This is a genomic window from Pseudenhygromyxa sp. WMMC2535, assembly GCF_011083025.2.
The window spans coordinates 1,059,559-1,083,334 of sequence record NZ_JABJWV010000001.1 but is presented as its reverse complement, the minus strand read 5'-3'; the positions used below and the strand labels follow the sequence as shown (position 1 = coordinate 1,083,334).

Annotated in this window: 20 protein-coding genes; 14 read left to right on the top strand and 6 right to left on the bottom strand. The window is 69.0% G+C overall.

The window, feature by feature from the left end; all coding sequences use genetic code 11:
- The first annotated feature begins 45 nt into the window (after positions 1-45).
- Positions 46-2,358, top strand: coding sequence for a catalase/peroxidase HPI (gene katG / locus G6O69_RS03970; RefSeq protein WP_275943069.1), 2,313 nt, complete (start codon positions 46-48; stop codon positions 2,356-2,358).
- 51 nt (positions 2,359-2,409) lie between these two features.
- Here katG and G6O69_RS41885 read toward each other — a convergent pair whose 3' ends face one another.
- The 3 genes from G6O69_RS41885 to G6O69_RS03955 form a co-directional block, all read right to left on the bottom strand.
- On the bottom strand, positions 2,410-4,272 hold the full coding sequence (locus tag G6O69_RS41885; RefSeq protein ID WP_172302196.1) for a GDSL-type esterase/lipase family protein: 1,863 nt from the start codon (positions 4,270-4,272) through the stop codon (positions 2,410-2,412).
- Positions 4,273-4,281: 9 nt separating this feature from the next.
- A complete protein-coding gene (locus tag G6O69_RS03960; RefSeq protein WP_172302195.1) occupies positions 4,282-6,063 on the bottom strand; it encodes an MBOAT family protein in 1,782 nt (593 codons plus the stop codon).
- Between the two features lie 140 nt (positions 6,064-6,203).
- Entirely contained in the window at positions 6,204-6,902 is a 699-nt protein-coding gene (locus G6O69_RS03955; protein WP_172302194.1) for a Coq4 family protein, read from the bottom strand.
- 129 nt (positions 6,903-7,031) lie between these two features.
- Here G6O69_RS03955 and G6O69_RS03950 point away from each other — a divergent pair, with 129 nt between their 5' ends.
- The 12 genes from G6O69_RS03950 to G6O69_RS03895 all read left to right on the top strand — a co-directional run bounded on the left by G6O69_RS03950 (position 7,032) and on the right by G6O69_RS03895 (position 19,033).
- The gene (locus G6O69_RS03950; protein WP_172302193.1) at positions 7,032-7,604 is read left to right on the top strand and encodes a TetR/AcrR family transcriptional regulator; all 573 of its coding nucleotides are present in this window, start codon (positions 7,032-7,034) and stop codon (positions 7,602-7,604) included.
- Between the two features lie 33 nt (positions 7,605-7,637).
- Entirely contained in the window at positions 7,638-8,303 is a 666-nt protein-coding gene (locus G6O69_RS03945) for a TetR/AcrR family transcriptional regulator (RefSeq protein ID WP_172302192.1), read from the top strand.
- Entirely contained in the window at positions 8,300-9,196 is an 897-nt protein-coding gene (locus tag G6O69_RS03940; protein ID WP_172302191.1) for an SDR family oxidoreductase, read from the top strand. Before G6O69_RS03945 ends, G6O69_RS03940 begins: the two co-directional genes overlap by 4 nt.
- A gap of 5 nt (positions 9,197-9,201) precedes the next feature.
- Positions 9,202-10,854: an acyl-CoA carboxylase subunit beta gene (locus G6O69_RS03935; RefSeq protein ID WP_172302190.1), complete on the top strand. Its 1,653-nt coding sequence runs from the start codon at positions 9,202-9,204 to the stop codon at positions 10,852-10,854.
- A 94-nt stretch (positions 10,855-10,948) separates the two neighbouring features.
- Positions 10,949-12,109, top strand: a complete 1,161-nt coding sequence (locus tag G6O69_RS03930; protein ID WP_172302189.1) for an acyl-CoA dehydrogenase family protein — start codon at positions 10,949-10,951, stop codon at positions 12,107-12,109.
- Positions 12,106-12,951: an enoyl-CoA hydratase-related protein gene (locus G6O69_RS03925; protein WP_172302188.1), complete on the top strand. Its 846-nt coding sequence runs from the start codon at positions 12,106-12,108 to the stop codon at positions 12,949-12,951. The genes G6O69_RS03930 and G6O69_RS03925 overlap by 4 nt, the downstream gene beginning before the upstream one ends.
- Positions 12,952-12,976: 25 nt before the next feature.
- Entirely contained in the window at positions 12,977-14,431 is a 1,455-nt protein-coding gene (locus G6O69_RS03920; RefSeq protein ID WP_172302187.1) for an AAA family ATPase, read from the top strand.
- Positions 14,428-15,042 (top strand): hypothetical protein, encoded by a 615-nt coding sequence (locus tag G6O69_RS03915; protein ID WP_172302186.1) that lies wholly within the window; start codon positions 14,428-14,430, stop codon positions 15,040-15,042. The genes G6O69_RS03920 and G6O69_RS03915 overlap by 4 nt, the downstream gene beginning before the upstream one ends.
- A 22-nt stretch (positions 15,043-15,064) precedes the next feature.
- On the top strand, positions 15,065-17,191 hold the full coding sequence (locus tag G6O69_RS03910; protein ID WP_172302185.1) for a biotin carboxylase N-terminal domain-containing protein: 2,127 nt from the start codon (positions 15,065-15,067) through the stop codon (positions 17,189-17,191).
- An 8-nt stretch (positions 17,192-17,199) separates the two neighbouring features.
- Complete coding sequence (locus G6O69_RS03905) at positions 17,200-18,078, top strand: 3-keto-5-aminohexanoate cleavage protein (protein WP_172302184.1); 879 nt, start codon at positions 17,200-17,202, stop codon at positions 18,076-18,078.
- The gene (locus G6O69_RS03900) at positions 18,075-18,644 is read left to right on the top strand and encodes a DUF1415 domain-containing protein (protein ID WP_172302183.1); all 570 of its coding nucleotides are present in this window, start codon (positions 18,075-18,077) and stop codon (positions 18,642-18,644) included. Before G6O69_RS03905 ends, G6O69_RS03900 begins: the two co-directional genes overlap by 4 nt.
- Before the next feature lie 26 nt (positions 18,645-18,670).
- Complete coding sequence (locus G6O69_RS03895) at positions 18,671-19,033, top strand: VOC family protein (protein WP_172302182.1); 363 nt, start codon at positions 18,671-18,673, stop codon at positions 19,031-19,033.
- A 74-nt stretch (positions 19,034-19,107) separates the two neighbouring features.
- Here the strand turns inward: G6O69_RS03895 and G6O69_RS03890 are convergent, their stop codons facing one another.
- From G6O69_RS03890 to G6O69_RS03880, 3 genes are all read right to left on the bottom strand, one after another.
- Complete coding sequence (locus G6O69_RS03890; RefSeq protein WP_172302181.1) at positions 19,108-20,250, bottom strand: hypothetical protein; 1,143 nt, start codon at positions 20,248-20,250, stop codon at positions 19,108-19,110.
- A gap of 304 nt (positions 20,251-20,554) precedes the next feature.
- Complete coding sequence (locus tag G6O69_RS03885; RefSeq protein WP_172301224.1) at positions 20,555-21,670, bottom strand: hypothetical protein; 1,116 nt, start codon at positions 21,668-21,670, stop codon at positions 20,555-20,557.
- A 160-nt stretch (positions 21,671-21,830) separates the two neighbouring features.
- Positions 21,831-23,018 (bottom strand): hypothetical protein, encoded by a 1,188-nt coding sequence (locus tag G6O69_RS03880; protein ID WP_217909763.1) that lies wholly within the window; start codon positions 23,016-23,018, stop codon positions 21,831-21,833.
- Between the two features lie 262 nt (positions 23,019-23,280).
- Between G6O69_RS03880 and greB the strand changes: the two genes are divergently transcribed.
- Positions 23,281-23,775 (top strand): transcription elongation factor GreB, encoded by a 495-nt coding sequence (gene greB, locus G6O69_RS03875; protein ID WP_172302178.1) that lies wholly within the window; start codon positions 23,281-23,283, stop codon positions 23,773-23,775.
- Position 23,776 lies beyond the last annotated feature (1 nt).

The window sequence follows — 23,776 nt, the reverse complement described above, 5'->3', positions numbered from 1 at the left end:
ACCGCTGCCCAGCCGAAGAATAGGAATGAGAGAGGAGGTATGTAGATGACGCACAAACCAGGACTCTCTCGACCCTTGTCTTTGACCGCGCTGATCGGCTGGTCGGCGCTGATGATCGGCTGCTCGGCCCCGGCCAAGGGGGGAAGCTCGAAGGAGCCCACGGCCGAGGGCGGGGCCGTGGTCAGCCAAGAATGCGTGTCCAAGCCCAGCGCGCCCTACACCAACGACGACTGGTGGCCGGAGCGCCTGGACCTCAGCGTGCTCGCCCACCACGCGCCGACCGGCGACCCCGTGGACGAGGACTTCGACTACGCCGCGGCCTTCTCGAAGCTCGACCTCGACGCGGTCAAGGCCGACATCGAGAAGCTGCTGACGACCTCGCAAGAGTGGTGGCCGGCGGACTACGGCCACTACGGCGGCCTGATGATCCGTCTGGCCTGGCACAGCTCGGGGACCTATCGGACCTCCGACGGCCGCGGGGGCTCGGGCGACGGGGCGATCCGCTTCGCGCCGCTCAACAGCTGGCCCGACAACGCCAGCCTCGACAAGGCCCGGCGGCTGCTGTGGCCGGTCAAGCAAAAGTACGGGCGCAGCCTGTCGTGGGCCGACCTGATCGTGCTCTCGGGCAACGTCGCCTTCGAGTCCATGGGCTTTGAGACCTTTGGCTTCGGCGGCGGGCGCGAGGACATCTACGAGCCGCGGGACATCAACTGGGGTCCGGAGACCAAGTGGTTGACGGACGAGCGCTTCACGGAGGACGGGCACCTCAAGATGGGCCTGGGCGCGAGCGAGATGGGGCTGATCTACGTCAACCCCGAGGGCCCCGGGGGCGAGCCGGATCCGCTGCTGGCCGCGAAGCACATCCGCATCACCTTCGGCCGCATGGCGATGAACGACGAGGAGACGGTCGCGCTGATCGCTGGCGGGCACACCCTGGGCAAGGCCCACGGCGCGGCCCCGGCCAAGGGCCACCTCGGCCCGGAGCCCGAGGCCGCGCCCCTCGAGCAGCAGGGCCTGGGCTGGAAGAACAGCCACGGCACCGGCAAGGGCGGCGATGCGATCACCAGCGGGCTCGAGGGCGCGTGGACGATGACGCCGGATCACTGGTCCCACGACTACTTCGCCAACCTCTATGAGTACGAGTGGGTGCTGATCGAGGGCCCCGGCGGCGCCAAGCAGTGGGAGCCCACCGACGAGAGCAGCAAGGTGGTCCCCGACGCCCACGACCCGGGCAAGGTCCACAAGCCGATGATGTTCACCACGGACCTGGCCCTGAAGATGGACCCGGCCTACGCCAAGATCTCGCGGCGCTTCTACGAGCACCCCGAGGAGTTCGAGGCGGCCTTCGCCAGGGCCTGGTTCAAGCTCACGCACCGCGACATGGGCCCGCACGCGCGCCTGCTCGGCCCCGAGGTCCCGCCGCCGCAGATCTGGCAGGACCCGGTGCCCGCGGTCGACCACCCGCTGATCGACGCCAAGGACGTGGCCGCGCTCGAGAACCAGGTGCTGGCCGCGGGGCTGTCCTCGGCCGAGCTGATCAAGCTGGCCTGGGCCTCGGCGTCGAGCTACCGCGAGACCGACATGCGCGGCGGGGCCAACGGCGCGCGCATCCGCCTGGCGCCGCAAAAGGACTGGGAGGTCAACGAGCCCAAGCTGCTCGCCGAGGTGCTGCCCGCGCTCGAGAAGATCCAGGCGGACTTCAACGCCAAGCAGCGCGGGGGCAAGCAGGTCTCGCTCGCGGACCTGATCGTGATCGCCGGCAACGCGGCGGTCGAGGACGCGGCCAAGCGCGCCGGCGTGACGGTCGACGTGCCCTTCGCTCCGGGCCGCAGCGACGCGACCCAGGCGATGACCGACGCCGAGTCCTTCGCCCCCCTCGAGCCGCACGCCGACGGCTTCCGCAATTACGTGGGGGATCTGGGCGAGGACGCCGGCGAGCCCCTGCCGGAGCTGCTCGTCGAGCGCGCCGACATGCTCAGCCTGACGGCGCCGGAGATGACGGTGCTGATTGGCGGGCTGCGCGTGCTCGGGGCCAACCACGGCGGCAGCCAGCACGGCGTGTTCACGGACCAGCCGGGCGCGCTGACCAACGACTTCTTCGTCAACCTGCTCGACATGAGCGTGGAGTGGAGCAAGTCCGAGGCGGTCGAGGGCCTCTACGAGGCTCGCGACCGCAAGACCGGGGACGTGCGCTGGACGGGCACCGCGGTCGACCTGGTGTTCGGCTCGAACTCGCAGCTGCGCGCGCTCGCAGAGGTCTACGGGGGCGACGACGCCAAGGACAAGTTCGTGCACGACTTCGTCGCCGCGTGGACGAAGGTGATGCAGCTCGATCGCTTCGACCTGGCGAAGGGCTGAGCTCGGTCGGGCGCTCGGCCGGGTCGGGGTCGACCTGGCCGGGCGCCGAGCTCAGTCTGGCTGGGCCGGCTCTGGCTGGGTGGTCATCGGCTGCCCAGCCTGCGCGCGTCGAAAGTCGACGTAGCCGGCCATCAGCGCGCGGTAGACCATGGCCCCGAGCAGCGCGTGGCCCTTGAAGCTGGGGTGCGAGAGGTCGCCGCTCATCAGGCTCTCGCTCTTCCAGCGGGCCACGGCTCCGTCGCCGCCCATGGCCGCGAGGGTGTCGAAGAAGGCGCAGCCCTCGGCGAGGGCGACCTCGCGCTGGGCCGTGGTCATGCGCGCGACGATCTCGCGGCTGACGACTCGGCCGCCCACGCGCTCGCCGTGGTCGACGGGGCCCATGATCAGGCAGGCGGCCGCGGGCCGGGCCTGCCTGAAGCGGCGGATGACCGCGGCGTAGTCCTCGACGTAGGGGTCCATGGTCTCGCGCAGGTCCGCGCGGGTCATGTCGTTGCCGCCGAAGGTGAAGACCATCAGGTCGAGGCCGCGGTGCTCGAGCTGATCGTGGAGGTGGGCGTCGTCGAACTCGCCCAGGCGCTTGGTGAACGCGCCGATCAGCGCCATGCCGTCCCAGACCACGCCGGGCCCCTCGCGCTCGAGCACGACGCCGTAGGCCCGGACCAGCCCGCCCCCGCCGGCGCGGACCTCGACGCGGTGCGGGCCGTCCTCGAGCTCGATGCGCTCCCAGGCGTCGACCTTCTCGAGGCCTTGGGCGAGCTGCGCCTCGCTCAGCGCGGTGTCGACCACGACCTCGCTGCCGCCGCGATCGGGCCCGCCGTCGATGCGCACGCGCAGCTTGCCGCCCTTGTCGCGGCGCATGAACCACAGCTCGAAGTCGGAGATCCGCAGGCCGACCGGGCCCTTGCTGGGGGTCTCGAACTCGCTCGCCGCCCCGCCCGTGGACCACACCGTGACCCCGCCGTAGCCGTAGCGCCCGTCGGTCTTCATGCAGCGGTTGCGGATGAAGCACAGCTCCCAGGGGCCCGCGCCCGCGCTCTCGAAGCGCACGTTTTGGTGGCGGTAGCTGGCGTCGTAGCGCTCGAGGGCGTGGAAGCCGTGGCCGGCGTCGCCGAAGCGGGCCTGCATGCGCCGGCGGATCGCCGAGGTGATGCCGTCGTTGCCGAGCACCGAGTCGCCCCAGTGGCCGACGCGGGTCAGCGCCCCGGCGTAGCCGAGGTCCGTGCGCGTGAGCGCCTCGTAGAAGGGCGCGAGGGCGGCGGGGTTCTCGATGGCGCGCTCGAGCTCGGCGGGATCGGGGTCGAGCGCGTGGGCGGCGTAGTCGGGGTAGCGAGCCCCGCCCTCGCTGTCCGGGGGCGGGTCGACGACCTCGCGCTCGGCCACGGGATCGACGACCTCGTCCACGGCGCGCTCGGCCAGGGCGGCCATGTGCGCGGCCGCGTCGGCGTCGGCGTCGGCGGCTGCGCCCTGGCCCATGAGCTCGCGGCCGATCACGTTCCAATAGGGCACGTAGTCCTCGCCGGCGCGCCACGGCTGGGCCCACTCGAGGGGGATCAGGTAGCTCGCGGCGACCAGCGCGGCGAAGGTCGCTAGGGCCGAGAGCAGCTTGGCGAAGGTCGAGATCGGCAGCGGGGCGCCGGCGGTGACGTCGTCTTCGCCGAGCACGACCTTGGAGACCTGCTCCTCGACGTCGAGCAGGCCCAGGTGGGAGTCGGGGGCCCGGTGCTCGCCGATCTCCGGCGTCGGCGAGCTCGAATCGGGCGCAGAGTCAGGACTGGAGTCAGGACTGGGGTCGGGCTCGGGCTCGGGCTCGGGATCCTCGGGCGAAGCGTCGCCCGTAGACGCCGTCTCGGGCGCGTCCGCGGGCGTGTTTTGGGCCTTCGTCTCGGCCGGGGTGCCTTCGTCTTCGTGGCGCACGCGCAGCTCCTAGAAGGCGAAGTAGATGTTGGCCCGCGGGCCGTCGAGGAGGTGGAGGAGCAGCAGGCAGAGCAGCGCGTAGGCCAGGCCGATGGCCGGCCCCGGGAGCCTGCAAAAGGCGCGCTGGAGGTGCTCGTCGACCCAGCGCCGCGGGGTGAAGTGGTAGGCGATGCCGAGCACCATCAAGATCAGCAGGCCGTACTCCACGAGGCCGAGGGCGGCCTGGAACCACCCCGCGCCCGCGTCGAGCTGCCCGGCCTCGGCGCGCGCGCGCAGCCAGTCGTGGGCGCCCTGGATCCGAAACAGCCCCTCGCGCACGCCCAGGGCCTCGAAGTCGAGCAACTTGGCGATCATCGCCTTGGCCCGGTCGAGGTCCTCGGCGCGGAAGAACACCCGGGTCAAGGTGGAGAAGTGGAAGGTCGAGAAGATGTGGATCGGCACGACCCAGGCCAGGCCGGGGCGGTCTTCTTTGCGGGTCCGCGGGGCCTGGGGCAAGAGCACGATCAGCGCGAAGATCAGCGCCGAGCCCCCGGCGAGGATCCCCGCCTTGGCCACGGGCAGGTCGAGCACGCTCAGGCCAAAGCCGTAGATCGCCAGGGCGAAGAGCGGCAGGCCCAGGGCCCACAGGCCGATCGCTCGGGCCACGCTGCGCTCGCGCAGGCGGTTCCAGCGGTTGAAGAGCACCGCCCCGCCCTGGAGGTTGCTGTAGATCACGAAGTTCCAGCTCGCGCCGTGCCACATGCCGACCAAGAACATGGTCAGCCACAAGTTGAAGTAGGTCCGGCCGTTGCTGCCGCGGCTGCCCCCGAGCGGGAAGAACAGGTAGTCGCGCAGCCAGGTCGACAAGGTCATGTGCCAGCGTCGCCAAAACTCGCCCACGTCCCGAGCCTGGTAGGGGCGGTCGAAGTTCTCGGGGATCTCGAAGCCCATCAGCTTGGCGACGCCGATGGCGATGTCCGAGTAGCCGGCGAAGTCGGCGTAGATCTGTAGCGTGAACGCGTAGAGCGCGAGCAGGCACTCGAGCGAGGTGAAGTCGCCCGGGGTGTCGAAGACGATGTCGGTGAAGTAGACGGCGATGAAGTCGCCGAGCACGACCTTCTTGATCAGCCCCTTGAACACGCGAAACAGCCCCTGCTCCACGGCGCTCGCGCTGACCGTGGGCTTGCGGTGGAGCTGGGGCAGAAACTCGCTCGCGCGGACGATCGGCCCGGCGACGAGCTGGGGGAAGAACACCACGAAGAGCGCGAAGCGGCGAAAGCTCGGCTCGGGGGTCAGGCGCTGGCGCCAGACGTCGATGGTGTAGCTGAGGCTCTGGAAGGTGTAGAAGCTGATGCCGATCGGCAAGATCGCGGCGATCACCGGCGCGCTCATGCCATCGACGGCGCCCGGGGCCACGGCGCTCGCGATGTCGAGGCTCGCCTGGATGAAGAAGTTTGCGTACTTGAAGTAGCCGAGCAGCCCGAGGTTGCCGAGCAAGCTGACGAGTAGCCACGCGTTGCGCCCGCGCCTGGCCTGGGCGGCGATCGCGGCGTCGGGGCTGGCGGCCGCGGCGTCGCGGCGGTGGATCTCCCGCGAGGCGACGTAGTCGAGGACCGTGGAGATCAGCAGCAGCCCCGCGAAGGTCCACGGGGGCGAGAGCGCGCCCTCCGGCGGCCGGGCGCTGGCCATGTAGAAGAAGTACGAGGCCGCGATCAGCAGCAGCACTCGCGCCCTCGGGTGACTGCGCAGGGCCCAGAAGGCCAGCAGCACCGGGACGAAGAAGAGGAGAAAGTCGAAGCTGGCGAACAGCATCGGAGCAGGCGCGAGAGGCCGAAGCTACCGCGGGGATCCGGCGGTGGCGACCTTCGTGCGCTCGGCCCCCGACGCGGCGGCTAGGGCGGTCATTCCAGCACAGCCTACGCGCGAGCTCCGCTCGCTCGCTCGCTTCGGGCTCAGGCCGCGGCGCGGATGCGGGTCGTGCCCTTCTCGAGCGCCCCGACGTTCTCGACCTGGGCGGGGTCCACGGCGAAGTGCGCACGGACCTCCTCGAGCGGCTTGTCGAGCCAGGACGTCCAGTCGACGCCGACGAAGGACTTGGCCTGCTTGCCCATCTGCCAGCCGAGGGCGACGGCCTCGAGGCGCCGGCTGATGTCGCGCTTTTCGAACAACAGGCCGTTGAGGAAGCCGGCGGTGATGATCGCCATGGCGGCGGGGCTGTCGAACTGGGCGCCGTAGAAAGCCTGGAGCCCGAGCTCGCTGGCCACGTCGGTGCCGAAGCCCGTGAGCACGTGCCACAGGTCGTGGCTGCGCTGGAGGTGGACGCGGATGCGATCGAAGGCGGTCTGGGGGGCCTCTTGGCGCTTGAGGGACTCGGGGTCGAGGCCGCGCTCGTCCAAGAAGGAGATCAGCTCGCGGCCGAGGCTGCCGGCGGGCAGCCGACGCAGCGCCGGGGGACGCAGGCTCAGGGGCGGGATGTCGCCCGAGGCGACCGGGCCGAAGTCCGGGCGCGAGAAGATCTCGTCGAGGAGTCCTTCGTCGTCGTTGGCGTCGATGCCGTCGATGAGCCGGAACACCCGATCGAGCTGGTTGGGGTTGCGCGTCATCGACGCGAAGGCCGCCAGGAAGCGAGCGCCGCTAATCAGCTTGGTCACGCTGTTCATGCCTACAAATATGAGCTACCACTCATATTTTGGTACTCGCTTATGGTTCAGAAAACCCGAAGCTCAAAAAGGCGCGCTAGTGGTCGTCGAAAGCCCACTCAGGCACGATCGAAGGCGACCGTGGAGGCGATACTGGTCGCGACTGCTCAGATTCTCGAGCGCGAGGGACCCGAGGCGGCCACGACGAACGCCATCGCGGCCTTGGCCGGGGTCAGCATCGGGACGCTCTATCAGTACTTCGAGGACCGCGAGGCGATCATCGAGGCCCTGGCCGAGCGGCACATCGAGCAGCTGCGCGCGCTGCTTTCGGAGGCACTGGGTGATCTCATGCAGCCCTCGCTGGAGGACGCGATCACGGGGCTGATGGACGGGCTGATCGCGGTGCACGAGGTCAACCCGCGCCTCGACCAGGCGCTCTTTCGCCTCGAGCCCCTGTCCGAGGTGGCGACGGCCGACGAGGTCCAGGCCTTTGCGACGACCATGGCCGCGGCCGCGCTGCGCATGCGCCCGGACCTGGAGATCGAGGATCCCGAGCGGGTGGCCTACATGCTGACCGCCGCCGTCGGTGGCGTGATTCGCGGCACATTGCGCCAGCGCCCCGGGGAGATCCACGAGCCCGGGTTTCGCCGCGGCCTCGTGGATCTGGTCATGGGCTTCCTCGAACGCCGGCGCAAACGCGCGGATCCGCCTTGACGAGGGAGCCGGCGCTAGGGCACCTTTGGGGAGGTGACTGACAGTCAGTCACATAGCCAACCCAAGAGTCGTCGGCGCCAGCTGCTGTCCACGGCCAAGCGTCTGTTCCTCGAGCGAGGCTTCGAGCAGACCAGCGTGTCGGCGATCGTGCGCGAGGCCGGCGTCGCCCAGGGGACCTTCTACCTCTACTTCAAGAGCAAGCAGGCGCTGCTGCCCTACCTGCGCGGCGAGGTGCTTCAGCACTACCTGCGCGCCTTCGACGAGCCCGAGGTCCAGCTCGAGCTGCCGGCGGACGCCCGCCTGGTCGCGGTCCTCGACCGGATCCACGCGAGCATGGCCGAGCAGGTGCCCATGGTTCAGGTCCTGCGCCGGGCGACGAGCTCCGAGGAGGTCGAGCGCATCTGGCTCGAGGGCCGCGAGACCCTGGCCAAGCCCCTGGCCGCGTTGATCGCCGACGGCCGCGCGCGCGGCTGCTTCGTGGTCGACGACGACCGCATGGCCGCGCACCTGGCCCTGGCGCTGCTCGATGATCTGCTCTTCGAGGCGATGGTCTGGGAGCGCCCGGCCCCGCCGGCGCGGACCTTGCCCCTGGCGACGCGCTTTTTGCTGCGCGCGCTGGGCAGCGCGCCCGAGCGCATCGACGCCCTGGTCCCCGAGCCCGCGCCCGAGCCCGCGCCACAACCGGAGTCTTCCCCATGAGCACGCACTACCGCTCCATCTTTCGTCCCGACCTCTTCGCCGGCCAGACCTTCGTGGTCACCGGGGGCGGCAGCGGCATCGGTCGCTGCACGGCCCACGAGCTCGCCTCCCTCGGCGCGCACACGGTGCTGATCGGCCGCAAGCTCGAGAAGCTCGAGCGGGTCATGGCCGAGATCCTCGACGATGGCAGCCAGGCCAGCTGTCACAGCCTCGACATCCGCGACGAGACCAATGTTCGCGACACCGTCGCGGCGGTCCTCGAGGCGCGCGGGGCCGTGGCCGGGCTGGTCAACAACGCCGGCGGCCAGTACCCGGCGCCGCTCGAGGCGATCAATCAAAAGGGCTTCGAGACCGTGGTCCGCACCAACTTGGTCGGCGGCTTCCTCATGGCCCGCGAGCTCTTCACCCAGCACTTCAAAAAAGCTGGCGGCGCGGTGGTCAACATCGTCGCCGACATGTGGAAGGGCATGCCGGGCATGGGCCACTCCGGGGCGGCGCGGGCCGGGATGATCAACTTCACCAAGACCGCCGCCGTCGAGTGGGCCCAAAATGGGGTCCGGGTCAACGCTGTGGCCCCGGGGTGGATCGCCAGCTCCGGCCTCGAGACCTACCCGGAGATGGTCCGCGCGATGATCCCCAAGCTCGCCCAGGGCGTGCCGCTCAAGCGCCTGGGCAGCGAGGCCGAGGTCTCGGCGACGATCTGCTTTTTACTCTCGCCGGCGGCGAGCTTCATCACCGGCGAGACCCTGAGCGTGGACGGCGGGGCCCCGCTGATGCCCCACCACTGGCCGATGCCCGACCACGATCGCTCCCGGTCCTACGCGGGCTTTCACCGCGACACCTTGCCCACCGAGCTCGCGGCCCTCGCCAAGCCCGAGCAGGGCCAGGACTGAGACCCATGCCCATCCTCCCCTCCAAGCTCGACACCCGCAGCGAGACCTATCAGCGCCAGCGCGCCGAGATGCTCGCCCTCGTCGAGGGCTTTCGCGCCCTCGAGGCCAATGTCCGCGCCCACGGCGAGGCCAAGCGCGCGAAGTTCGAAAAGCGCGGGCAGCTGACCCCGCGCGAGCGCGTGGATCGTCTGCTCGACCCCGGCAGCCCCTTCCTCGAGCTCTCGACCCTCGCCGGCTACAAGCTCCACGACGACAACGGCCGCCGCGACACCCTGGGCGGGGGCAACATCACGGGGGTCGGCTTCGTGTCCGGGGTGCGCTGCATGATCTCGGCCAACGACAGCGCGATCAAAGGCGGCTCGATCGCCCCCATGGGCCTGCAAAAGAGCCTCCGAGCCCAGCGCATCGCCCTCGAGAACAAGCTCCCGACCATCGGCCTGGTCGAGAGCGGCGGGGCCAACCTCAACTATCAAAGCGAGATCTTCGTCGAGGGCGGCCGGGTGTTCTGCAACATGGCCCGAGCCTCCGCCGCCGGGATCCCGCACATCACCGTGGTCCACGGCTCGTCGACGGCGGGCGGCGCCTACCTCCCGGGGCTGAGCGACTACGTGATCGTCGTCCGCGACCGCGCCAAGGTGTTCTTGGCCGGGCCGCCCCTGGTCAAGGCCGCGATCGGCGAGGAGGCCAGCGACGAGGAGCTGGGCGGGGCGCAGATGCACGCCGAGGTCTCGGGCCTCGCCGAGTACCTGGCCGAGGACGACGCCCACGGCGTGCGCATGGCGCGTGAGCTCGTCGCCAAGCTCGGCTGGAACGACCCGCTCGGCGGCGGCGGGGCGGGCCTGGCCGCGCGGTCCTTCAAGCCCCCGCGCTACGACAGCGAGGAGTTGTGTGGCCTCGTGCCCCCCGACCCGCGCCACCCCTTCGAGATCCGCGAGCTGATCGCCCGCCTCGTCGACGACTCGGACTTCCTCGAGTTCAAGGCGCGCTGGGGCACGGACACGGTCTGCGGCCACGCGGCGATCGAGGGCCACGCCTGCGGGATCGTGGCCAACGCCGGGCCGATCATGCCCGAGGGCTCGTGCAAGGCCGCGCAGTTCATCCAGCTGTGCTGCCAGGCCAACGTGCCGATCCTCTACCTGCAAAACACCACCGGCTTCATGGTCGGCAAGGCCGTCGAGCAGCGCGGGGCGATCAAGCACGGCGCCAAGATGATCCAGGCCGTGGCCAACGCCAGCGTCCCGCAGATCACCTTGATGATCGGCGGGGGCTACGGGGCCGGGAACTACGGCATGTGCGGCCGGGCCTTCGACCCGCGCTTCATCTTCGCCTGGCCCAACGCCAAGGTCGCGGTCATGGGCGCCGAGCAGATCGGCACGGTCATGGAGATCATCACCACGGCCAAGTTCGCCGCCACGGATCACCTGCTCGACGACGCGGCCAAGGCCGCCCGCGACGACAACGTCCGCATGATGCGAGAGGTCCTCGTCGCCAAGATCGAGGCCGAGTCCACGGCCTTGTTTGCGACCGCGCGGCTGTGGGACGACGGGATCATCGACCCTCGCGACAGCCGCCGCGTGCTCGCCATGGCCCTGTCGACCTGCCGCGAGGCCGCCGCCCGCGAGCTGCGACCCAACACCTTCGGGGTCGCGCGGTTTTGATTTCCCCCGCTTGTTCTCGCCCCGCCTGTTTTCGTCCCGCCTGTTTTCGTCCCCTCATCCGCCACTGTCACCGCGTCCTCCTGGGAGCCCGACCATGAAGTTCACCGAAGAGCACGAGCTACTGCGCAAGACCGTCAACCAGGTCATCGACAAATACGTCAACCCCCACGTCGACGGCTGGGAGGCCGAGGGCGCGTTCCCGGCCCACGAGGTGTTCAAGCGCTTCGGCGAGCAGGGCCTGCTCGGCCTCAAGTACCCCGAGGAGCACGGCGGCGCGGGCCTCGACTACTCCTACACCGTGGTCATGGCCGAGGAGCTGGCGAACATCGACTGCGGCGGCGTGCCCCTGGCGATCGGCGTGCAGACCGACATGTGCACCCCGGCCCTGGCCCGCTTCGGCAGCGAGGCGCTCAGGCGCGAGTTCCTCGAGCCGAGCATCGCCGGTGACCTGGTCGGCTGCATCGGCGTGTCCGAGGTCGGGGCCGGCTCCGACGTCGCCGCGATCAAGACCCACGCCCGCAAGGAGGGCGACGACTTCGTGATCAACGGCGGCAAGATGTGGATCACCAACGGCCACCAGGCCGACTGGATGTGCTGCCTGGTCAACACCGTCGAGGGCGCCCCGGCCCACAAGAACAAGAGCCTGATCGTCGTCCCCCTCGACGCCAAGGGCATCGACCGCTCGACAAAGCTCGACAAGCTCGGGATGCGCTCCTCGGATACGGCGCAGATCTTCTTCGAGAACGTGCGCGTGCCTCAGCGCAACCTGATCGGCCAGGAGGGCTTCGGCTTCTTCTATCAGATGCTGCAATTCCAGGAGGAGCGGCTGTGGGGCGCGGCGCACTCGGTGCGCTCGATCGAGCGCATGCTCGAGTGGACCATCGACTACACCCGCGAGCGCAAGATCTTTGGCGGGAGCGTGCTCGACAACCAGTGGGTGCACTACCGCATCGCCGAGATGACCACGGAGGTCGAGGCCCTCAAGGCCCTGGTCTACCGGGCCACGGAGCTCTACGTCAGCGGCAAGGACGTGACCAAGCTGGCGTCCATGGCCAAGCTCAAGTGCGGGCGGCTGTGCCGCGAGGTCGCCGACTGGTGCGTCCAGTTCCACGGCGGCATGGGCTACATGAACGAAAACAGGATCGTCCGCGCCTTCCGTGACGCCCGCCTGGTCTCGATCGGCGCCGGCGCCGACGAGGTGATGATGGGCATCATCTGCAAGTACCTCGAGATCCTGCCCAAGCGCCGCAAATGAGCCACTTCGAACTTCCCAAGACCGAGCACCTGAAGCTGCGCCTCGAGGGCGCGGTGCTCCACCTGAGCCTCGACCGACCCGAGGTCCGCAACGCCATGAGCTTCGCCATGGTCGAGGAGCTGATCGCGGTCTTCGACGCCCTCGAGGACGCGGCCGAGAGCGACGCGCCGGTGCGCGCCGTGGTCCTGCGCGGCGCGGGCGGCCACTTTTGCGCCGGCGGTGACGTCAAGGACATGGCCAAGGTGCGCATGACCTCGCCCGAGGAGCCCGGCGGCCCCGACGATCCCCTGGTCGCCGGCAACCGCCTGTTCGGGACCATGCTCAGCGTGGTCGAGGCCGCCCCGCAGGCGGTCATCGCCGTGGTCGAGGGCGCGGCCATGGGCGGCGGCTTCGGCCTGGCCTGCGTCGCCGACGTGACCCTGGCCCGGGCCGACGCCAAGTTCCGCCTGCCCGAGACCTCGCTGGGCATCCCCCCGGCACAGATCGCGCCCTTCATCGTGCGCCGCATCGGCCTGACCCAGGCCCGCCGCCTCGCCGTCACCGGCGGCCGCCTCGACGGCGACCAGGCCAAGGCGATCGGCCTGGTCCACGAGAGCTACGCTAGCGCCGAGGCGCTCGAGACCGGCCTGGCCCAGACCCTCGCCGACCTGCGCCGCTGCGCCCCGGGGGCCGTGGCGGTGACCAAGGACCTGATGATCTCGGCCCTGTCCGAGAACCTCGAGGTGCTCCTCGACCGCGGCGCGCGGGACTTCGCCCGGGCGATCCGCGGGCCCGAGGGGGTCGAGGGGACCATGGCCTTCGTCGAGAAGCGCGAGCCCAAGTGGGCGCGCACGGACGCCTGAGCGCGTAAAAGGGGTAAACTTCGACATGCTCACGCGGCTAGAGGTCGATGGCTTCAAGAACTTGCTTGGGTTCGAGGTCGATTTCGGTCCCTTCACATGTATCGCGGGGCCAAACGCCGTGGGGAAGTCGAATATCTTCGACGCCATCGAGTTCCTCAGCGCGCTGGCTGACCATGCGCTGCTCGAGGGGCCCAACCTCGTGCGCGCGACGAACAAGCGGGTGGGGGATCCTCGGGAATTGTTTTGGACAGACGGAGGTGTTCGGGCTCGAGACATGCGCTTCGCCGTCGAGATGATCGTTCCGGATAGCGTCGAGGACGACTTTGGTCGCGTCGCGGAGCCTTCGACGACCTACATGCGTTACGAACTCGAGCTTGGCTACGAGGGCCCGGTGGGGATGGACACCCAAGGGCGGCTGGTGCTCCGGCGAGAGCAGCTGGCACACATTACTCGGGACGAGGCTCGGACGAAGCTGCGCTTCGAGCACAGCGCTGGGAAGTTTCGCAATGCTGTGCTCAAGGGGCATCCGACCGGCAAACATCCCTTCATCTGGACCGAGACGGATGCCGATGGCCAAGTCATCATTCGAGTCAGCCAGGACAAGCACGGAGGTCGGCCCTCGCCCTTTCCTGCGTACAATGCGAGGGCGACGATCATCAGTAGCGCGGCGACGACCGAGTACCCGACGATCCTCGCCGCGAGGCGAGAGATGCAGTCTTGGCGTCGCTTGGCGCTCGAGCCGGCGGCAATGCGTGAGCCTGACGAATTCTGGGCTCCAAAGAAGGTGGCCCCAAACGGAGCAAACGTCGCGGCGACCCTCTATTCGCTCGCCAATTACAGCGGTGAGGGCGCTGAGCCAGATCCAGACGGCGTCTACGCCGAGCTGGCAAACCGCATGTCTGCGCTGGTTCCTGTCCGTGGGGTGCGCGTCGATCGAGACGACAAACGGGAGCTGCTCACCATCGAACTCGAGGGGAGCGCGGGAGGGTTCTTGCCCGCACGTGCGCTCTCGGATGGGATGCTGCGCTTCCTCGCGCTCGCTGTGCTCGATATTGACCCCAGCGTCCGCGGGGTGCTGTGCATGGAGGAGCCTGAGAATGGAATTCATCCAGCGCGGCTAGAGGCGATGGTCGATCTGGTCTGCGGCTTGGCGATCAGGGCAGAGGAGCCCCCTTCGGCCCTGAACCCGCTGCGTCAGATCATTGTCAACACTCACTCTCCTGGCCTGGTTCGCTTTGTCCACGCGCGTAATCCTGGCTCGCTGCTGATCGCCAAGCTCGTGAGCATGCGAGGTCCATTCGAAAAGGAGACCCGAGCGCTGCGTCTCCTCTCGCTCTCCCGAACCTGGCGGACCGAGCACTCGCAAGATGAGGGCCTGGGTCTGGCCGATCTCATCGACTACCTGAGCCCTTCTGAGCGACACTACGAGAACCCTCCTGGCGCGCAGCTGGCCTTGCTGGCACAGGAGGGTGAGCCGTGAAGGTCAACTTTCTTCTCATCAGCGAGGGGTCGAGCGAGGAGCCCCTCGTCCTGCACTTGGAGAGCCTCTGCCTCAGGGCGGGGGCGATGGAGGTGTCGGGTCGTTGGGTGGATTTTGGGAAGTACCCCAACCCGCCAGGCAAGAAGATCGGCGCGCAGTTGAAGTGGGTGATGGCGCACTTTCGAGACTATAATCTCGTCTTCATTCATCGTGACGCTGATGCGAGAGATGACGCGGATATCCGTGACGTGATCACCAGGGGAGTCGAGGAGAGCGAGCTTCCCGTCGCGTGTGTGGCGCTCGTGCCGATTCAGGAGCTCGAGGCCTGGTTGCTCCTCGATGAGAGCATGATTCGTGCTGTCGCTGGAAACCCAAGGGGAAGGGCCCCGTTGGAGCTGCCAGGGACAAAACAGGCGGAAGAGCGCGCAAATCCCAAGGAGATACTCCAAGCGGCGCTCTCGAAGGCAGAGAAGCCCGGTCGTCGGCGAAAGTCTTTTCAGTCGATGCGGAGAACACTGCTCGAGCGCTTGGATCTCGATGGCGAGATAAACCAGCTCCGTGCCTGGCAAAGACTCCTCGTTGACCTCCGACAGGCTCTCGAAGCCCTCTGAGTCCTCCTTCCACTGAATCCCCATGCCCAGCTTCAACAAGCTCCTCGTCGCCAACCGCGGAGAGATCGCCGCCCGGGTGATCCACACCGCCCGCGCCCTCGGCTACCGCACGGTCGCCGTCTACTCCGACGCCGACGCGCGCGGCCGGGCCGTGGCCATGGCCGACGAGGCCGTGCGCATCGGCCCGGCGCCGGCGGCCGAGTCCTACCTCGACGTCAAAGCCATCCTCGCCGCGGCCGCGCGCACGGGGGCCGACGCGATCCACCCGGGCTACGGCTTCTTGTCCGAGAACGCCGAGTTCGCCCAGGCCTGCGCCGACGCGGGGATCGTCTTCGTCGGCCCGCCGCCAGCGGCGATCGCCGCCATGGGCGACAAGGCCGAGGCCAAGGCGCGGATGATCGCCGCCGGCGTGCCCACGGTCCCCGGCTTTCAGGGCCCGCCCGAGGCTCAGACCCCCGCGCGCCTCGAGCAGGAGGCGGCGCGGATCGGCTACCCGGTGCTGCTCAAGGCCACGGCCGGCGGCGGCGGCCGTGGCATGCGCCGCGTCGACGGCCCCGAGCAGCTCGCCGCGGCGATCGAGAGCGCGCGCAGCGAGGCCCAAAACGCCTTTGGCAAGGGCGACCTGCTGCTCGAGAAGCTGGTCGAGGGCGCGCGTCACGTCGAGATCCAGGTGTTCGCCGACGCCCACGGGGCGGGGATCCACCTCGGTGAGCGCGACTGCTCGGCCCAGCGCCGCCACCAGAAGATCATCGAAGAGTCGCCCTGCCCGGTGGTCGACGCGGCTCTGCGCGCGCGCATGGGCGAGGCCGCCGTGGCCGCGGCCCAGGCGATCGGCTACGTCGGGGCCGGGACCGTGGAGTTCCTGCTCGCGGCCGAGGGCAGCTTCTACTTCCTCGAGATGAACACCCGCCTGCAGGTCGAGCACCCCGTGACCGAGTGCGTCACCGGCCTCGACCTCGTGCAGTGGCAGCTCGAGGTGGCGGCGGGGGGCGAGCTGCCGCTGATCCAGGATCAGGTCGTGCTCCAGGGGCACGCGATCGAGGCCCGGCTCTACGCCGAGGATCCGGCCGCGGGCTTCATGCCCCAGACCGGGGAGCTGCTCGCCTGGCGCCCGGCCGAGGCCGAGGGCCTGCGCGTCGACCACGGGCTGCGCGTGGGCGTGGGCGCGGGTCAGCACGTGGGCAGCGACTACGATCCAATGGTCGCCAAGGTCATCGCCCATGGGGCGACCCGCGAACAGGCCCGACGCCGGCTGCTGCTCGGCCTGCGCGACACGGCGCTGCTCGGGCCGCGGACCAACAAGCGCTTCTTGATGGACCTGCTCGAGCACCCGGCCTTCGTCGAGGGCCAGGTGACTACGGCCTTCGTCGAGTCCGAGCTCGAGACCACGGGCTCGCTCGGGCGGCCGAGGACGGCCGCCGCGGCGCTCGTGGCCACGGCCGCGATGATCTGGACCGAGACCGTGCGCGAGGGCGGCCACGGGCGCCCGGGCTTCGAGCCGGGCTGGCGCAGCGCGCACCAGGGCGCGAGCGTGATCGAGCTGCGCTTCGAAGACGCCGGCGGCGAGCAGCTGGTCCGCGCCGAGCTGCGGCCCACGGGCGGCGGCGTCGGCCCGGTGCGCTGGTGGGTCGGCCTGCGCCGGATCAGTGATCCCCCGAGCGACCCCGAGGTCGGCGCGGAGGCGGGCGAGGGCGAGGCGCTGTGGATCCGCGCCGAGCACAGCCTGCGCTCGCTCGAGCACGACGGCCTGCGCCTGCGCGTGGACGTGGACGGCCTGCAGAGCAGCTGCGTCTACGCCTGGACCGCGGCCGGCGAGCTCCAGCTCGAGCACGACGGCCTGCGCCTGCGCTTCGCCGAGCACCGCCCCCACGAAGACATGGCGCAGGGCAGCGCCGACGGCAGCGACGGGGTGATCCGCGCGCCGACCATGGGCAAGATCCTCTCCGTCGACATCGCCGAGGGCCAGAGGATCGGCGCCGGCGAGCGCCTGCTCGTGATGGAGGCCATGAAGATCGAGTCGACCCTGCTCTCGCCGATCGCGGGCACGATCCGCGAGCTGCGGGTCGGCGCCGGCGAGCAGGTCGACAACAACCAGGTGCTCGTCGTCATCGAGCCCGAGCCCGAGCCCGACCCCGAAGTCAGCGAGTGAGCGAGACCATGAGCAACCTGCGAGACAAGGCAGCCCTGACCTGCGCCATCACTGGCGTGCTCACCAACCCCAAGCAGCACCCGGTCCCGGTGACCGTGGCCGAGATGGCGCAGTCGGCCAGGCAGGCCTTCGACGCCGGGGCCGCGATCATGCACGTGCACTTTCGCAGCCAGGCGCCGGGCATGGGCCACATGCCCTCGTGGGAGCCCGAGATCGCCGGCGAGATCATCGAGGCGATCCGCCAGGCCTGCCCCGGGGTGATCATCAACATGAGCACCGGGGTGGTCGGCGCGGACATCTCGGGCCCCGAGGCCTGCATGCGACGGGTCCGCCCGGAGATCGCGGCCTGCAACGCGGGCAGCCTCAACTACCTCAAGGTCCGCAGCAACGGCCAGTGGGCCTGGCCGCCGATGCTCTTCGACAACCCCGTGGCCAAGGTCGAGAAATTCCTGAAGGTCATGGCCGAGACCGGGGCGATGCCCGAGTTCGAGTGCTTCGACGTCGGCATCGTCCGCTCCATCGAGCTGTTCGTGAAGGCCGGGCTCACGGATCACCCCGACTACAACTTCGTGATGGGCGTGGCCTCGGGCATGCCCGCGGATCCCCGCCTGCTCGAGCTGCTCGTCGACTACCGCCTCGATGGCAGCACCTGGCAGGTCACGGCGATCGGCCGCGAGGAGGTCTGGGCGCTGCACCGGCGCACGGCCGAGCTCGGCGGCCAGCTGCGCACCGGGGTCGAGGACACCTTCTACCTGCCCAGCGGGGACAAGAGCTCGGGCAACGGGCCGCTGATCGAGGCGCTCGCGACCTGCGCCCGCGAGGCCGGGCGCGAGGTCGCCTCGCCCGAGGAGGCGCGGCAGATCTACGGGCTGCGGCCGTCCGCATGAGCGCGCCCGAGCTCGACTTCGACACCCCCGCGGCCCAGCGCGAGGTCCGGCTGCGGACCTTGGCCTGGGTCGAGCGCGTGGTCGTCGGCCTCGACCTGTGCCCCTTCGCCCGCGGCCCCGTCGAGGCCGGTCGTCTGCGCATCGCCGTGTGCGCGAGCCGAGACCCCCTCGAGCTGCTCGCGGCCCTCGACGATGAGCTGGCCGCGCTGCTCGACACCCCGGCGAGCGAGCGCGAGACCAGCTTGCTGGTCCACCCGCGCTGCCTGCTCGACTTCGAAGACTACAACGACTTTCTGGCCGAGGCCGACGGCCTGATCGCCGCGCGCGAGCTCGAGGGGGTGGTCCAGATCGCCAGCTTCCACCCGGACTATCGCTTCGCCGACGCGCCCGCCGACGACCCGGCGAACTACAGCAACCGCTCGCCCTTCCCGATGCTCCACCTGCTGCGCGAGGACAGCATCAGCCGCGCGGTGGATGGCCACGTCGATATCGAGGGCATCCCGGCACGCAACGTCAGCCTGCTGCGTGGGCTGAGCGCTGCGGCCCTGGCTGCGCTGCTTGACTGAGCCCAAACGCGGGGCGAGAAGAGGGCGTGCACCTTCACCACGCCATCGACTACATCGAGATCTGCGTCGGGGACCTCGCCGCGGCCACGCGCTTTTATGGTCAGGCCTTCGGCTGGGCCTTCAACGAGTACGGCCCGGCCTACGCGGGGATCCGCAAGCAGGACGGGGAGATCGGCGGCCTGCGCCAGGTCGAGGGCTACAAAGGTGAGGGCGGCGGGCCGCTGGTGATCCTGTTCTCCGAGGATCTCCAGGCCAGCCTCGCCGCCGTCGAGGACGCCGGTGGTGTGGTCGTCGAGCCGCCCTTCGAGTTTCCCGGAGGGCGGCGCTTTCACTTCAGTGACCCGAGCGGGAACGTGCTCGGGGTCTGGGCCGAAGCCACGTCGCCCTGAGGGCGAGGGGCGATCGGCTGCCGGCGTGGCTCGGCCCAGGACCATGAACGAGACTCGAAGCGCGCACGGCCAGCTCAGATCTCGCAGATGTTCGCGAGCTCGTTGACCGCGTCGGTGAAGAAGCCGGTGTAGTTGCCCAGGCAGACGTCGTCGACGAGGCCGGGGAAGGACATGCTGAACTCGTTGAGACGGACGGCGGCGAGGGCCTCGGACAGGATGTCGAGCTCGAGGCCGAGGACCTCGAGCAGCTGGAGATCGAGCTCGAGCAGGCCCACGCACTCGTTGGGCTCGGGCTGACCGAGCAGGCTGAACACGTTCACGCCCACGTCCTCGAGCCCGGGGATGTCGACGAGCTGGCTGACCCAGTCCAGCGGGTCGCCGAGGGTGCCGTCGCCGTCGATGAGGTCGTCGTCTTCATCGGCGATCAGGAAGACCACGAGCTCGGAGCCCTCCTGCAAGAAGCCCTCGTTGACCCCGCCCACGCCGGTCTGCTCGAGGGCCTCGAGCAGCGAGTTGACCGGCTGCTCGGCGGCGCCGTCGAGTAAGCCGACGTCGAGCAGGCAGGTGGCCTCGGCGACCACGCCGAGGTCGATTTCGCTGCCGACGAAGTTCATGAAGCCGGAGCCGCCGCCGTTGCAGGGCAGGAGGTCGGAGCTCAGGGCGTTGAGCACCGAGTCGTTGGCGCTGATCGCCCCGAGGTTGAACACGGTGTCGGGGAAGGTCTGGCTCAGCATCGTGAGCAGATCCTGGACGGCGTCGAGGACCTTGAGCTGCTCGGTGACCATGCTGGTCGAGGAGTCGATCACGAACAGGATGTCCATGTTCGAGCAGGGCACGTCCACGACACCGCCGCTGTCATCACCCTCTTCGCCGCCCTCGGCTTCGCCGCCCTCGGCCTCGCCACCATCTTGGCTGCCGCCATCTTGGCCGCCGCCCTCGGCCTCTCCCTCTCCCTCTCCCTCTCCCTCTCCCTCTCCCTCTCCCTCTCCCTCGGCTCCACCGTCGCCGTCGGTGCCATCGGACGGCCCGTCTTCCCCGTGGGTAGGGTCGCCTTCGTCCATGGCTCCGTCGCCGTCGGTGCCTCCTTGTTCGTAGATCTCGCCCTCGACTTCGATGTCGGCGCCAAAACTACAGCCCGCGAGAGGTGTAGCCACGAAGGCGCCGAGGCAAGCGAGGGTCAGGCCGTTGATGATGTGACTGCGGTGTCCAGCGTGCATGCACTCAATATCCACTGGTTGAGGAGGAGTGCAACAGTTAATCGGGTTATTTTTATTCGCGCATTCGAGCACAAATGCTCTAATTCAATATGCATGTAATTGCGTCGCCCCTCGAAGAATCAAACCTTCGAGGGGCGACTTGTTGGAAGCGCTAGCGAATCGTCGAGATCAGCGATCGCAGGGTGATCGGGCCGCGAAGCGGGGTCTGGGCCGAGGCCGTGTCGCCGTCGGGGAGTACGGCGAGCCACTCACGGTGGAGCTCGGCCCAGGGCCGCGCATGGCGGCAGTGAAGGGAGCGCGCAACTCAGCCTCCGCAGATATCGGCGAGCGCCGCCGCAGAGGTCACGAAGAATTGCGCATAGCTCGGCTGACAGACGTCACCGATGACCCCGGGGTATTGCTCGGCCAGCGCCCTGAGCCGCGTGCCGGGCTCGGAGGCGGTCAGCAGGTCGACGTCGAGGTCGAGGAGGTCGAGCCCGAGCAGGTCGAGGTCGAGGTCGAGGAGCCCGCAGGCGTTGGGCTCGGGCTGGCCGATCAGGCTGATCATGCTGGTGGTGGGCATGAGGCCCTCCTTGAACAGCGAGAGCGAGGCCCCCCAGATGTTGGGGGCGCCCGGGGTGCCGTCGTTGTCGTCGAGGTCGTCGTCCTCGTCGGCGATCATCACGACCACGAGGTCGGCGTCCTGGCGCAGGAAGCCCGCGTTGAGGCCACCTTGTTGAGACTCGGACAGGGCGGTGAGCATGGTCTGGACGGGTCGCTCGGCGGAGAAGTTGATGATCCCGACTTCGACCCGACACTGGATCTCGGCGAGGGTGGACAGGCTGATGTCGTCGCCCGTAAAGCTGGTGTAGCGCCCGCTTTGGCCGCTGCAAGGCAGGAGGTCGAGGCCCGTGTCGTTCAGCGTCGGATCCTCGCTGCCGACGGCGGCGACGTGGAAGCTGGTCTCGGGCAGGTTCTCGCCCAGGGCGGTCACGAACTCGCCGACCGCCGCGTGCAGCTTGGCCTGCTCGATGATCATGCTCGCCGAGGTGTCGACGACGAAGAGGATGTCCATGTTCGAGCAGGCCTGGTAGAGGTCGCCGCTGCCACCGTCGCCACCTTCGGCGCCGCCGTCGCCGTCGCCGTCGCCGTCGCCGTCGCCACCTTCGGCGCCACCGTCACTGCCGCCATCTTGGCCACCATCTTGGCCATCTCCGCCATCGCTGTCGGCGCTGCCGCCGTCCTGGCTGCCCCCCTGGCCTTCGTCTTCGCCGATGTCATCGGCGCCCTCACTGTCGGCGCCGCCTTCGGTGCCCATGGCGTTGCCCGAGTCGAACTCGCCGTCGGTGTCGAAGCCACAGGCCGAGATCGCGGCCACGGTTGCGAGGCCGAGCCCCGCCCGGCGTAGGAGTGAGAAAGTGTGATTGAGAGGGATGTTCATGGTTTCCTTCCTAAACTCGGTGAAGGTGAGTGGTGTGGTGGAGAACAAAGGTGGCGAGCTTGCGGAGGCTGGCCACTCCGCAAGCTCGCCGCTCGCGTCAACTCTGTCGGCCGTCTCGTGACGAGCGCGGGGACCAGCTGCGCTCGCCTGGCCGGCGCGCTCAGTCGAGGGCGCAGTAGCTCGCCAGCATCTCGACGCTGGCGAAGAAGGCGTCGCCATAGTCCGCGACGCAGGCGTCCTCGAGGTAGTGGCGGGGGAAGGCCTCGACGAGCTCGGTCAGCCGAGTGGCGGGCTCGGTGAAGTCCGCGTAGGCGGGGAAGTCGTCGATGTCGCCGCTGCCGACGAGATCATCGATCTCCGCCTCCGGGGTCTCGGGGCAGGCGTTTGGCTCGTCGCGGCCGAGGATCCCCAGCACGCTGAGGGTGTCGGCGCCGCCGCGCATGGCGATCATCTCGCTCACCCACTCGGCGGGGTCGCCCGAGGAGCCCTGCTCGCTGTCGGTCAACGCGTCGTCCTCGTCGGCGACGAGCACGATCATGAGCTCGGCGTCCTCGCGGATGAAGCCGGCGTTGTAGCCCCCGGGGTCGTTGGCCTGGAAGCTGAGGCCGGCGAGCATGGTCTTGGCCGGCCGCTCGCCCGCCTCGCCGCTCACGCCGACGCCGTCGAGGGTGCACGCGAGCGCGTCGCTGACGGACGCCAGCATCGGGCCGCTGTGGATCAGATAGTTGGGCGAGGCGGGGCCATAGCAGTTGAAGTGGTCGGAGTCCTGCTCGATGAGCTGCTTGTCGTCACTGGCGAGCATGCCGATATGCCAGGAGGTCGCTGGCAGCTCGGCGAACAAGGAGATCAAGAAGGGGTCGAGGGACTCGGCGATCCGCTCGTGCTCGCTCATCATGCTCGCGGAATTGTCGATCACGAAGAGCAGATCGATCTTGTCACAGGTCTCGAATGGCTCACCACCATCGTCAATGCCTTCATCTTCGCCCCCATTGTCTCCGCCGCCGTCGGCATCGGCGTCGCCATCGTTGCCTCCGTCGCCGCCGCCTTCGATGGTGCCGCCAGCGTCACCATCGCCATCGCCATCGCCATCGCCATCACCGTCGCCGTCGCCATCACCGTCGCCAGTGCTGCCGCCCTCATCCATGTCTTCGCCCTCCCCGGCCCCGCTCCCCCCGGCCTCGGCGTCGCTGCCATCCGCGCTTCCGGCCTCCGCCTCACCAGCGGTCTCTCCCGCCTCGTCTCCGTCACCTTGGGTGACGCCATCGTCGCCACATCCATCGGCGATGAACAGCAATGAGCCAAAAGTGAAGACTTTTACAATGTCTTTGTTTGCAATTGGATTGAGCATTGAATCCTACCTCTGTTCACATGTATGGGCGGTAGGCTCAGTGAGCAAATGAGCGCGCGATCACGCGCGTGATCCAATGATCGAAAAGTCGAGATGTGTCGCGTGAAACGCGCTACGGTGCGCGTTTTCAAAAGTGAAAATATTTTTGCTCAGCGCACGAGTGGCTACTCTTCTTGGCTGGATTCACGTTAATTGCCACGGTCGAGATCGTCGCGCCGCGCTTGGCATCCGCGCGCGGGGCTGGCAGGCTCCTGTGCCGCCCATGGCTGCCCTCGACAAGCTGATCACCCCCATCGGACACGCCAAGCTGCAGGCCGAGCTCGAGCAGCTATGGAAGGTCGAGCGCCCGCGGGTGACCGATGAGGTCGCGGCCGCGGCCGCCCTCGGTGACCGCTCGGAGAACGCCGAGTATCAGTATGGAAAGCGGCGCCTGCGGGAGATCGACCGCCGGGTCCGCTGGCTCAACAAGCGCCTGGGGGAGCTGAAGGTCGTACGCACCGCCCCGAGTGACGGCAGGGTTCACTTTGGGATGTGGGTGACCGTCGAGGACGAGGCGGGCGAGCGCAAGCGCTGGCAGCTCGTGGGCGGCGACGAGTTCGACGTCGACGCCGGCAAGATCAGCGTCAACTCGCCGATCGGAAAGGCGCTGCTCGGCAAGGAGGTCGGCGACGACGTCGAGATCCGCAGGCCGCGGGGCGACCTCGAGCTGGTCATCGTCGCCGTCGAGCAGCCGAGCTACCCCGAGGGCGAGGGCTGAG

What these genes read in the sequence shown, in the direction of transcription:
- G6O69_RS03960 (WP_172302195.1), bottom strand. Translation starts at nt 6,063, where the DNA reads ATGCTGTTCGCCAGCTTCGACTTTCTCCTCTTCTTCGTCCCGGTGCTG.
- katG (WP_275943069.1), top strand. Translation starts at nt 46, where the DNA reads ATGACGCACAAACCAGGACTCTCTCGACCCTTGTCTTTGACCGCGCTG.
- G6O69_RS03880 (WP_217909763.1), bottom strand. Translation starts at nt 23,018, where the DNA reads ATGCTCAATCCAATTGCAAACAAAGACATTGTAAAAGTCTTCACTTTT.
- G6O69_RS03930 (WP_172302189.1), top strand. Translation starts at nt 10,949, where the DNA reads ATGAAGTTCACCGAAGAGCACGAGCTACTGCGCAAGACCGTCAACCAG.
- greB (WP_172302178.1), top strand. Translation starts at nt 23,281, where the DNA reads ATGGCTGCCCTCGACAAGCTGATCACCCCCATCGGACACGCCAAGCTG.
- G6O69_RS03935 (WP_172302190.1), top strand. Translation starts at nt 9,202, where the DNA reads ATGCCCATCCTCCCCTCCAAGCTCGACACCCGCAGCGAGACCTATCAG.
- G6O69_RS03905 (WP_172302184.1), top strand. Translation starts at nt 17,200, where the DNA reads ATGAGCAACCTGCGAGACAAGGCAGCCCTGACCTGCGCCATCACTGGC.
- G6O69_RS03890 (WP_172302181.1), bottom strand. Translation starts at nt 20,250, where the DNA reads ATGCACGCTGGACACCGCAGTCACATCATCAACGGCCTGACCCTCGCT.
- G6O69_RS03940 (WP_172302191.1), top strand. Translation starts at nt 8,300, where the DNA reads ATGAGCACGCACTACCGCTCCATCTTTCGTCCCGACCTCTTCGCCGGC.
- G6O69_RS03885 (WP_172301224.1), bottom strand. Translation starts at nt 21,670, where the DNA reads ATGAACATCCCTCTCAATCACACTTTCTCACTCCTACGCCGGGCGGGG.
- G6O69_RS03900 (WP_172302183.1), top strand. Translation starts at nt 18,075, where the DNA reads ATGAGCGCGCCCGAGCTCGACTTCGACACCCCCGCGGCCCAGCGCGAG.
- G6O69_RS03920 (WP_172302187.1), top strand. Translation starts at nt 12,977, where the DNA reads ATGCTCACGCGGCTAGAGGTCGATGGCTTCAAGAACTTGCTTGGGTTC.
- G6O69_RS03925 (WP_172302188.1), top strand. Translation starts at nt 12,106, where the DNA reads ATGAGCCACTTCGAACTTCCCAAGACCGAGCACCTGAAGCTGCGCCTC.
- G6O69_RS03910 (WP_172302185.1), top strand. Translation starts at nt 15,065, where the DNA reads ATGCCCAGCTTCAACAAGCTCCTCGTCGCCAACCGCGGAGAGATCGCC.